This is a genomic window from Tepidiforma sp. (assembly GCF_034433535.1).
Classification (GTDB): Bacteria; Chloroflexota; Dehalococcoidia; order Tepidiformales; family Tepidiformaceae; genus Tepidiforma.
The window spans coordinates 1-10,404 of record NZ_DAOUAO010000169.1 but is presented as its reverse complement, the minus strand read 5'-3'; the positions used below and the strand labels follow the sequence as shown (position 1 = coordinate 10,404).

The following is a 10,404-nucleotide window of genomic DNA, read 5'->3' as shown; positions in this document are numbered from 1 at the left end:
GATGGCGCAGCGTCGGGTGGCCATGGAGTGAGGATAGCAGGGAGGTGGGAGGTGGGAGCCGGGAGCCGGGAGCCGGTTGGAGGTTGGAGGTTGGAGGTGGAAGGTTGTATGTGGGAACCGGCAGCCGGGAGCGGGGAGCTGGGGGGTTGAGATTCAACTTCTCCCGTTCTCCCGCGGGGCTGGGCAGGGGCAGGGGCGGGCGTTGTGATGCGCGTGGGGCGGTCGGCTGGTATGCTCAGGTTCGGTTCGGGGTGTAGCTCAGCCTGGAAGAGCGCTGCGTTCGGGTCGCAGAGGCCACAGGTTCAAATCCTGTCACCCCGACCATTTTCCCTGCACGGGCGGTGGGCACGATGAGCGGGAACCTGGCTGCCCCACGCGAGCTGCGAACCCTCGTTGACCTGGGCTTCCTCGCCGACGCGGGCGGGCCCAACCCGCTTGTCATTGACCTGCGCGCAGTTACACGGGTGGCACCTGCGGCGGTAGCGGCTATCCTCGCGACCTGTCTCAAGGTGCAGCGGAGCGGCCGGGAGGTCCGGGTGCGCCTGCCAGATGACCCAGATGTCCTCGGCTACCTCGACCGCATCGGGATGCACGACGAATTGCAGCGACAGGGGTGGACGATCCCGACGGCTGCGCGGGCGCCGGATGCGTACCAAATCCATCACCACGTGCCGGTGACACGGGTCACCAGCGACCAGGAGCTCGAGACGCTGGGCCAACGGGCCAGGGACGCCCTGTCCCTGGCGGGCTTTAGTTCGCTCAACGACCCGGTGTTTACGGTCTTTTCCGAGCTCACAGCCAACGCGAGGGAGCATGGCTCCGACTGCTACGCGCTCCTGCAAATGCACACGGGACGAACGAGCGGCACGCCGGGGATCCACCTGGCCGTGGCCGACTTCGGCCCGGGATTCGCGCAGAACCTCAGGCCGGTGCTGGGCGAGCTGGCGCCGCAGGCATACATCGTGAAGGCGTGCGAGGAGGGTGTCACCTCGAGGCCGGAGCCCTACCGCGGGTTCGGACTCCACCACGTGGCACTCGGCATCGGGGAATTCCGCGGGGCGGCCCTGGAGATCGCCTCGGACGGCGGGCACGTGCGGCTTGATGGTGCGACGTTCTCCGGGACAGCCTTTCCCGTCCTGCCCTTTACCGTTGTGAGTGCCTCCTTTCCGGTATCATTGCGCGACACGGAGGAGACCGATGGAACTGCGCCTGCGTGAGTACTACCCCACGTTCGCGACCCGTGCGCGCGCTCGCGAAATGGCCGGCAAGGTGGCGGCAGGGCAGGACGAGGTGTGCGTCGATTTCGACGGAGTGGTAACCAGCCCGTCGTTCGTGGCGGAATTGTTCCTCGCGCTCCTCAGCAAGGCGGAGCGGATTACGGTCGTGGGCCCCGAAGCACAGGTGCGGCAGGCGCTCGAGGTGGCGCGGAATATCCGCGTGGGGGACCGCGTCCGGGAGGCGGCGGCGGCGTAACTCGGAGACCACCGGTGTTTGCTACGATGCACGGCAGCCGAGGGCGAGGAGGCTGTCGATGCGTCGATTGATGGCGCCAATTCCGTTCCTGCTGGTTCTGTTCGCAGCCGCTGCCTGCGGAGGCGGCGACGGCGACAGCCGCACCGAAGAAGGCCTGCAGGAGGCGGCCCGCAAGGCAACGCAGGCGATGCTCAAGGGCGAGTACGAGACCGCCTACAACGCCTTCGCGAAAGAATGCCGCGACCAGGTGTCGCTGGAGGCGTTCCGCTCGTCCACCCAGCTCGCGATGACCTTCGTGCAGGCGTTCCTCGGGGCGAGCCTCTCGGAGTTTTCCGTCGAGAAGGTCGAGGTGCAGAACTTTTCGCCCGATCGCGGCGAAGTGCGCGTGACCCTCAAGCCGCCGCAGAAGCTGGCTGATCGCCAGGACCTCGCCGACTTCACGGAGCCGAACGAATGGGAGCCGTGGAAGTGGGAGGACGGCCGCTGGGTGGTGGCCGACTGCAGCGGGCTGGCCGGGTTCGGCGATGCGGGCGACACCGGCGTTGATTCGGGGCCGCAGCCGACAGCGGTGCCGCTTGGTTCGGGGCCGAAGCTCGGCGAGACGGTCGATGCCGGTGAGGTGAAGGTCACGGTCCGGGCGTTTGAAGACCCGGCGCAAACGTCGCCGCGCGAGCCCGGTGAAGGACAGCGGTTTGTCGCAATCGACGTCGTGGTCGAAGGGGTCAGCGGCGACCCGTCGGTCGGGGCGTTCGATTTTTCGGTGCAGGACCGGGACGGGTACGTGTACCCCTCGTCGTTTGGGGAGCGGGAGCCGGCGCTCCAGATGACGCAGCTGGCCCCGGGGCGGCAGGTGCGGGGCTGGGTGACCTTCGAGGTGCCCGAGAACGCGGACATCGTGGCGGTCTACGCGGACGTGGCGTTCCCGGACCCGGAGGTGCTGGTGGCCGACCTCACCCGGAAGTAGCGAGGTTCACACGGAGCGGCTAGCCTTGGCGCGATGTCGAAGCCGCTCGCGATTATCGCCATCGACCTGCCCGCGGGCCTGCTGGAGGACCTGCGCCGCTCGGTGACGCCGCTGCTGACCGGCCCCGACCCGGCCGCGGTGCACGCCGCCCTGCCGCGGGCGCACGGCATCCTCTGCAGCGCGCTCTTCCCGCTGCCGGCGGAGGTGCTGGCGCAGGCGCCCAACCTGCGGGTGATCGCGAACTTCGGCGTGGGCTACAACAATGTCGACCTCGAGGCGGCCACGGCGCGCGGGATCGCGGTCTGCACCACGCCGGGGGTGCTCTCGGGGGCGGTCGCCGACCTGACCATCGGGCTGATCCTTGCGATCGCCCGGCGGCTGTTCGACAACGCCCGCTACGCGCGGGAGGGCTGGGCGCGGGGGCTGCCGCCTCCGCCGCTCGGCTGGGACCCGGCAGGCAAGACGCTTGGGATCATCGGCTTCGGGCGCATCGGGCGGGCGGTGGCCCTGCGGGCGCAGGCGCTGGGGATGGAGGTCTGCTTCACCGACCGCTTCGAGGACGCGGGCGAGGGGTTCGAACGCTGCCGCTCCCTGCCGCTCGATGCGCTGCTGGAGACGGCCGACGTCGTCTCTCTGCACGTGAACCTTGACGACTCGAGCCGGGGGCTGATCGGCGCGCGCGAGCTGGCCCTGATGAAGCCGACGGCCTGGTTGATCAACACCTCGCGCGGGGCGGTGGTCGACCAGGCCGCGCTGCGGGAGGCGCTGGCCGCGGGGACGATCGCCGGGGCCGCGCTCGATGTGCTCGACCCGGAGCCGCCCGCCCCGGATGAGCCGCTGCTGGCCATGGAGAACGTGATCGTGCTGCCGCACATCGGTTCGGCCACGGTCGAAACGCGGGCGGCGATGCGGGAGATGGCGGTGCGGAACCTCGTGGCGGTGCTGACCGGCCGCCAGCCGGCCGCCTGCGTGAACCCGGAGGTGCTCGGTCGCTGAGGGCGGCCGGGGCGCTCCCTGCGGAGGGATGGCATGCGTTCGAACACGGTGAAGGCGCGCTGGGCGCGCGGCGAGGTGACGTACGGGGGCTGGCTCTCCATCGCCAACCCGTTCACGGCGGAGATCATGGCGCACGCCGGATTCGACTGGCTGTGCATCGATATGCAGCACGGCGTCATCGACTACGCGGCGGCGGTCACGATGCTGCAGGTGATCGGGGCGACCGAAACGATACCGTTCGTACGGGTGCCGTGGAACGAACCGGGCATCATCGGCAAGGTGCTGGACGCCGGGGCGATGGGCGTCATCATCCCGATGGTGAATTCGCCGGAGGAGGCGAAGGCCGCGGTCGGGGCGTGCCGCTACCACCCGGAGGGGTTCCGCAGCTACGGCCCGACGCGGGCCGCGTACTACGCGGGGATGGATTACTTCGCGGGCGCGAACCGGGAGGTTGCCTGCATCCCGATGGTCGAAACCCGGCAGGCGCTGGAGCGGCTGGACGAAATCCTCTCGGTGCCCGGCATCGATGCGGTCTACGTGGGCCCCGCCGACCTGAGCATCACGCTGGGGCTGCCGCCGCGGATGGACAACGAGGGCGCGTTCGAGGAGGCACGGCTTCGGATCGCGCGGGCCTGCCGGGAGCGAGGCGTGGTGGCGGGCATCCACGGGAACGCCTCGCTGGCAGCGAAGCACGCGGCGGCCGGCTTCCAGATGATCACGGTCAGCGGGGACGCGGGCGCGCTGGCGGCCCAGGCCGCAGCGGACCTGCGGCTGGCGCGGGGTCCCGCCGCCCCTCCGCCGCCCCCGGGAGCCGGGAACGGGGAGCGGGTGCCCAACCCCTCGGCAATGCCCCCGGGAGCGGGGAACGGGGAGCGGGGAGCGTATGGCTGAGGTTGGAGGTGGGAGGTGGGAGGTGGGAGGGGGCGCACACCCATGTAAGGGCCAGCGGCGCGAGAATTGAGGCATGACCCATCTGCCGCCGCCGGGAGAGAAGGCGCGCGCTGTCCGGGCGATGTTCGACCGGATTTCGCCCTCGTACGACCGGGTGAACCGCCTGATGACGTTCGGGGCGGACCAGCGCTGGCGCACGGAGCTCGTCGAGCGGCTGCTGGTCTCGCCGCGGGATGTGGTGCTCGACCTGGCCTGCGGGACGGGTGATTTCGCCGAGATCTGCCGCGCGCGGGGCGCTTTCGCCGTGGGCCTCGATTTCAGCCGGGGGATGCTGGCCGGCGCCGCCCGTCGCTCGGGCGAGACGGCCGCCTGGGTGCAGGGCGATGCGCTTCGGCTGCCGTTCCGCGACGGGGCGTTCACGGTTGCGGTTTCGGGGTTTGCACTGCGCAACTTCGCGGCCATCCCGCCGGTGCTGGCCGAGCTGGCGCGGGTGCTGGAGCCGGGCGGTCGGCTGGGCCTCCTCGAAGTCGACACGCCCGCGAACCCGCTTATCGCGGCCGGCCACCGGCTCTACTTCCACCGGGTGGTGCCGCTGGTGGGCGGACTCCTCGCCGATGGCGCCGCCTACCGCTACCTGCCCGAGTCGGCGGTCTACCTGCCGCCAGAGCGGGAGCTGGTGCGGATGCTGGTGGATGCCGGCTTCCACCGGGTGCAGAAGCGGCGGCCGATGTTCGGGGCCATCCAGGCGATCACGGCGGAGCGCCGGTGAGCGCGGCGATGTCGGCAGCGAAGCCCGGCCGGCTGGCGGCGTGGCGGATGGCTGCCCGGCTGCCGACGCTCCCCGCTGCGGCGGCGCCGGTCGCGGTGGGCACCGCCGTCGCGCTGCGCGATGACGCCTTCGCGGCGGGCCCGGCGCTGGCGGCGCTCTTCGGGGCGCTCTGCCTGCAGGTGGGCGCGAACTTCGCCAACGATGTCTTCGACCACGAACGCGGGGCGGATACGCCCGACCGGCTCGGGCCGCCGCGCGCCTCGCAGCTGGGGCTGCTGACGCCGTCGGAGCTGAAGCGGGGGATGTGGGCGGCCTTCGGGCTGGCGACGCTGGCCGGGCTCTACCTCGCGTGGGTCGGGGGGTGGCCGGTAGTGGCGGTGGGGCTGGCGAGCATCGCGGCCGCGATCATCTACACGGGCGGCCCGTGGCCGATCGGCTACCACGCCCTGGGCGACCTCTTCACGTTCGTCTTCTTCGGCCTCGCGGCGGTGATGGGGACCTTCTACGTGCAGGCGGGGACGCTCACGTGGTTCAGCTTCGCGGCCGCGGTCCCGGTGGGGGCGATGGTGACGATGATTCTCGTAGTCAACAACCTGCGGGATATCGCGACAGATGCCCGGGCGGGGAAGACGACGCTGGCGGTGGTGCTGGGCGAACGCAGAACCCGCTGGTGGTTTGCGGCGCTGCTGGCGCTGGCGGCGGGGGTGCAGGCCGGGGCGGCGGGCCTCGGCGCGGTGCCGTGGGGCGCGGTCTCGGCGCTGGCGACGGTGGGGCTGGCGTGGCCGCTCCTTCGCCGGGTGCTGGGCGAAACCCGCGGGCGGGAGCTGAACCCGGTGCTGAAGGCGACGGCCCGCTTCGCGCTGCTCGCCTCGCTCGCCTGGGCCGCAGCGATCGCCGCGGGCTGACGGCCGCGATTCGCTCTGATCGAACCGGAGCGGGAGGGGCCCATAGCCCGGTGGTTTCGTGCACACTGAACGTTGACGCGTGACTGGAGGGACAACCATGTCCGGGACACCTTCTGCATCGCTGACAGCTGCCCAGGAAGCCGCCATCGGCGGGGCCGGCAGGACCCAGAGCGGGCTGCTGCTCGCACAGGATGCGCTCTTTGCGGCGCTGCGCCGGCCCCAGCCGACGCGCGAGCGGAAGTGGGCGGAGCTGGTGAGCCAGGAGCTCGCCAGGGTGGTCGAGGCGCTGCGCGAACACCGCCTCGAGGTGGAGCGGGCCGACGGCCTCTACGCGGAGATCCTGCGGGATGCCCCCTGGGCGCAGCCGCGCCTGCGGCAGCTGGGTGCCCAGCTCCGCCGGCTCGAGGCTGAAGCGGCCGACCTGCAGGTGGAGGTGCGGCGGGTGGAGGAGGGCGACCTGCAGGCGCTGCCCGCCATCCGCCACGACGCGGAGCGGCTCCTGCTCAGCCTGCGGGACCTGCTTTCGAAAGAGGCCGACCTCATCTACGAACGGTTCAACCAGCCCGGGGCGGGCGATTAGCCGGCTTCGAACGGTGCCGGCGAAGCTTCCCCGGCGGCGGGGCGGCGTCCCCCTGCGGGTTGCATCCTCCCCGGGGCCGGGGGCGGTCCCTCGGCGTCGGCGGCGAGCGCGGCGGCAAAGGTGGCGTCGATGCCCCGGAGCGCGCGGCTCGCGAGGAGCACGGCAAGCGACAGGCCGAGCGTGACCACGGAAGCGACGGCCACCGCGGCCGGCGCGCCGAGCGCCTCGGCGAGGGCGCTGACCGGCACGGTGCCGAGCGGCGTGAGCCCGAAGGTCATCATCATCAGGGCCATCACCCGGCCGCGCACCTCATCGGGAATGAGGACCTGGATGAGCGTGTTGACGGTGGTGGTGAAGGCGCTGGCGAAGACATCGGCGAGGAGGACGAGCGGCACGGCGAGCAGGAACCACGGGCTGAGCGAGAAGAGGAGGAGGCTGCCGGCGAAGGCGAAGAGGGTGCTCATCATGAGGCGCAGGCGGCGGGGCGTCTCGCCGAAGAAGGCGATGTAGAACGAGCCGAGGATGCCGCCCACGCCCGCAGCGGCCTGGAGGACGCCCAGCCCCGCCGACCCGACGTGCCACACGTCATCGGCGAAGACGACGAGGAGGGCCTGGAAGGGCATCGCCAGCAGGATCGGGATGATCGAGAGCACGAGCAGGGCGCGCACGGGCGGGTCGCTGGCGGCGTAGCGGAGCCCGCCCAGGAGTTCGCTCCAAACGGGGCGGCTGCCGGCGCCCGGGGCGGGCGGGGAGCGGTCGACGTGGGCCATGGCGAAGAAGGCCAGCGCGTAGAGGGTGACCGCGACGGCGTAGACCCAGCGGACGCCGGCGAGGGCGATGATGAAGCCGGCGAGCACCGGCCCCACCACACGGGCGGCGTTCATCCCGCCCATCTGGAGCGCCATGGCGTTGGCCATGCCCTGGCGGCCGACGATGCTGGCCACGATCGCCTGGCGGGCGGGCATGATGAACGGGAAGGTGCAGCCCATCACGAACACGACGGCCAGCAGGTGCCAGAAGTGGAGGAGGTCGAAGATGAGGAGGACGAGGATCGAGAGCTCGGCAGTCACGAGCAGGGCCTGGCCGGTCATGATCAGGCGGCGCTTTTCGACCCGGTCGGCGATGACGCCGCCGAACGGCGAAACCACGAGCATGGGGATCGCGACGACGAGGTTGACGAGGCCGAGGGCGAACTCGCTGCCCGTGAGGCGGTAGGCGAGCACGGAACGCACCACAAACTGGCCGTTCATCGCGAAGAAGAAGGCGATGTTCGAGGCGAACAGCCAGCGGAACTGCGGGTACTGGAGCGAGGCGAACGGCCCGCGGGGTGCCGGCGAGAAGGAGTGCTCCGCGGTCATCGCTACAGCGTAGCACGGCGGGTGCGGGCCGGCCGGCGGTTGCCGGTGCGCGTATACTTCGCGCCGCAATCATCATCTGCTGCGAGGGACGGTATGGAATTTCGCCACCTTGGGCGCTCGGGGCTCGAAGTTTCGCTGGTCGGGCTCGGGTGCAACAACTTCGGGATGCGCTGCGATTTCGAGCAGTCGAAGGCGGTGGTCCACCGGGCGCTGGACCTGGGGATTACGCTCTTCGATACCGCCGACGTGTACGGGGGCGGGGGCCGCTCGGAGGAGTTCCTCGGGAAGATCCTGAAGGGCCACCGGGAGAAGGTGGTCATCGCGACGAAGTTCGGGATGAAGATGGGCGAGGGCTCGCACCGGATGGGCGCATCGCGGAAGTACATCATGCAGGCAGTGGAGGACTCGCTGCGGCGGCTGGATACGGACTACATCGACCTCTACCAAATCCACCGGCCGGACCCGCACACGCCGATCGAGGAGACGCTGCGGGCGCTGGATGACCTGGTGCGGCAGGGGAAGGTGCGCTACATCGGGCATTCGAATTTCGCCGCGTGGCAGGCGACGGAGGCGCACTTCGTGGCGCAGCGCCTGAACGTGACACCGTTCATTTCGGCCCAGAACGAATACAACCTGCTCGACCGGCGGATCGAGGCGGAGCTGGTGCCGGCCTGCAACGCCTACGGGCTGAGCATCCTGCCCTACTTCCCGCTGGCGAGCGGGTTCCTGACCGGGAAGTACCGCAAGGGCGAGGAGCTGCCGGCCGGCACCCGGCTGGCGAACGCGGGGCCGATGGCGGCGCGGGTGCTGACCGACCGGAACTTCGAGACGCTGGAGAAGCTGGAGGCGTTCGCGACGGCCCGCGGCAAGGGGATGATCGACCTGGCGATTGGGTGGCTGGCGAGCCAGCCGCACGTCGGAAGCGTCATCGCCGGGGCGACCCGGCCGGAGCAGGTGGAGCAGAACGTGGCGGCCGCGGAGTGGCGGCTGACCGCGGACGAGCTGGCGGAGGTCGACGCGCTGACGCGGAGATAGCCCCAGAGGTGGGAGGTTGGAGGTGGGAGGTTGGAGATAGGAACGTGGTTCCTCCTCCTGGTTCACTGCTCCCGCAACCCCATCCCGGCCGCCGGGGAGAAGGGGAGACCCACACCCGGCCAACTCCGCCCCCGGGGAGGTTGGAGGTTGGGAATTCAACCCTCCACCTCCAACCTTCCACCTCCCACCTCCTAGCTTTCGAGGGCGGAGTAGATGAGGTTCTTGAGCTGACCGCGGAAGTTGAAGGTGGCCGAGGGCATGAGCTGCGTCATGAAGATGCAAACCAGCTCCTCGCGGGGGTCGACCCAGAAGATGGTGGAGGCGGCGCCGCCCCAGTAGTAGTCGCCCTCGCCGAGGGTGCCGGTGCGGGTCGCATCCAGGGTCACGGCGAAGCCGAGGCCGAAGCCGACGCCTTCGTTCGCGGTTTCGGAGAAGGCGCCGATGGCCAGTTCGGTGAGGTCGCGGCCGCCAGGCAGGTGATTGCGGGTCATCAGGTCGAGGGTGCGGCGGCTGAGGATGCGCTGGCCATCGAGTTCGCCGCCGCGGCGGAGCATCTCGCAGAAGCGCCAGTAATCGGCGATCGTGCCGACCAGCCCGCCGCCGCCCGAGAAGAAGGTGGGCTCGCGGAGATAGTTGCTGGTCTCGGGGTCATCGATCAGGCGCAGGGTCTTGTCGGGCTGGCGCTGGTAGTTGGCGGCGAAGCGGTGCTGCTTTTCGGGCGGGACGAAGAAGGCGGTATCGACCATGCCGAGGGGTTCGAAGATGCGCTCCTGCAGGTAGCGGTCGAACCGCTGGCCGGAGATGACTTCGACGAGGGCACCGCAGACGTCGGTGGCGAGGGAGTACATCCAGCGTTCGCCCGGCTCATAGCGGAGCGGGGCCTGCGCCACCTTCTCGACGAAGCTGGCGAGCGTTTCGCCCGGGCCGCGCTGGATGCCGAGGCGGCGGTAGACCTTATCGACCGGGTGGTTGGTGGCGCCGTAGGTGAGGCCGGCGGTGTGGCTGAGCAGGTGGCGGAAGGTCACCGGCCGGGCGGGCTCCTTCGTCTGCATCTCGTCGCCGTCGCCGCTGACCCAGGTGCGCAGGCTGGCCCACGAGGGGAGGACGCGGCTGACCGGGTCGTTGAGCATGAAGCGCGCCTCTTCGAAGAGCTGCATGAGCGCGACGGAGGTGATGGGCTTCGTCATCGAGTAGATGCGGAAGATGGTGTCGTCGCGCATGGGGCGCCCGCGTTCGCGGTCCATGGAGCCGAAGGAGCGGAAGTAGGCGGGGATGCCGCGGCGGGCTACGAGCACCTGGCAGCCGGCGATCTTGCCGGGCTCGATGTAGTTGCGTTCGAGATGGGCGGTGATGCGCTCGAGGCGCGCGGGGTCGAAGCCGGCCTGGAGGGCGGCGGTCTCCATAGGGGAATAGCCTCCGGGGTGGGATGCGCA

The 10,404-nt window shown here is 70.4% G+C and carries 11 protein-coding genes and 1 tRNA gene; 10 read left to right on the top strand and 2 right to left on the bottom strand.

What is annotated here, in order from left to right; all coding sequences use genetic code 11:
- The first annotated feature begins 247 nt into the window (after nt 1-247).
- The 9 genes from VAE46_RS09065 to VAE46_RS09025 all read left to right on the top strand — a co-directional run bounded on the left by VAE46_RS09065 (nt 248) and on the right by VAE46_RS09025 (nt 6,578).
- Nucleotides 248-324: transfer RNA gene (locus VAE46_RS09065), tRNA-Pro, on the top strand.
- A 26-nt stretch (nt 325-350) separates the two neighbouring features.
- Entirely contained in the window at nt 351-1,217 is an 867-nt protein-coding gene (locus VAE46_RS09060) for a hypothetical protein (RefSeq protein ID WP_322796608.1), read from the top strand.
- On the top strand, nt 1,198-1,473 hold the full coding sequence (locus VAE46_RS09055) for a hypothetical protein (protein ID WP_322796607.1): 276 nt from the start codon (nt 1,198-1,200) through the stop codon (nt 1,471-1,473). The genes VAE46_RS09060 and VAE46_RS09055 overlap by 20 nt, the downstream gene beginning before the upstream one ends.
- A gap of 58 nt (nt 1,474-1,531) precedes the next feature.
- The gene (locus tag VAE46_RS09050; RefSeq protein WP_322796606.1) at nt 1,532-2,437 is read left to right on the top strand and encodes a DUF4352 domain-containing protein; all 906 of its coding nucleotides are present in this window, start codon (nt 1,532-1,534) and stop codon (nt 2,435-2,437) included.
- 33 nt (nt 2,438-2,470) lie between these two features.
- A complete protein-coding gene (locus tag VAE46_RS09045) occupies nt 2,471-3,433 on the top strand; it encodes a D-glycerate dehydrogenase (RefSeq protein WP_322796605.1) in 963 nt (320 codons plus the stop codon).
- A 33-nt stretch (nt 3,434-3,466) separates the two neighbouring features.
- Nucleotides 3,467-4,324, top strand: a complete 858-nt coding sequence (locus VAE46_RS09040; RefSeq protein WP_322796604.1) for an HpcH/HpaI aldolase family protein — start codon at nt 3,467-3,469, stop codon at nt 4,322-4,324.
- A 73-nt stretch (nt 4,325-4,397) separates the two neighbouring features.
- Nucleotides 4,398-5,093, top strand: a complete 696-nt coding sequence (locus VAE46_RS09035; protein ID WP_322796603.1) for a ubiquinone/menaquinone biosynthesis methyltransferase — start codon at nt 4,398-4,400, stop codon at nt 5,091-5,093.
- An 8-nt stretch (nt 5,094-5,101) separates the two neighbouring features.
- Nucleotides 5,102-5,998 carry a 1,4-dihydroxy-2-naphthoate polyprenyltransferase gene (locus VAE46_RS09030; RefSeq protein WP_322796602.1) on the top strand — a complete coding sequence of 299 codons (897 nt, stop codon included), beginning with the start codon at nt 5,102-5,104 and terminating at the stop codon, nt 5,996-5,998.
- 97 nt (nt 5,999-6,095) lie between these two features.
- Complete coding sequence (locus VAE46_RS09025; RefSeq protein WP_322796601.1) at nt 6,096-6,578, top strand: hypothetical protein; 483 nt, start codon at nt 6,096-6,098, stop codon at nt 6,576-6,578.
- On the opposite strand, the gene VAE46_RS09020 is transcribed toward VAE46_RS09025, so the two are convergent.
- Nucleotides 6,575-7,936 (bottom strand): MFS transporter, encoded by a 1,362-nt coding sequence (locus VAE46_RS09020; RefSeq protein ID WP_322796600.1) that lies wholly within the window; start codon nt 7,934-7,936, stop codon nt 6,575-6,577. The two genes, VAE46_RS09025 and VAE46_RS09020, sit on opposite strands and share 4 nt — an antisense overlap.
- A gap of 93 nt (nt 7,937-8,029) precedes the next feature.
- Here VAE46_RS09020 and VAE46_RS09015 point away from each other — a divergent pair, with 93 nt between their 5' ends.
- The gene (locus tag VAE46_RS09015; protein ID WP_322796599.1) at nt 8,030-8,971 is read left to right on the top strand and encodes an aldo/keto reductase; all 942 of its coding nucleotides are present in this window, start codon (nt 8,030-8,032) and stop codon (nt 8,969-8,971) included.
- 191 nt (nt 8,972-9,162) lie between these two features.
- Here VAE46_RS09015 and VAE46_RS09010 read toward each other — a convergent pair whose 3' ends face one another.
- Nucleotides 9,163-10,374: a serine hydrolase domain-containing protein gene (locus tag VAE46_RS09010; RefSeq protein WP_322796598.1), complete on the bottom strand. Its 1,212-nt coding sequence runs from the start codon at nt 10,372-10,374 to the stop codon at nt 9,163-9,165.
- Nucleotides 10,375-10,404: the final 30 nt, after the last annotated feature.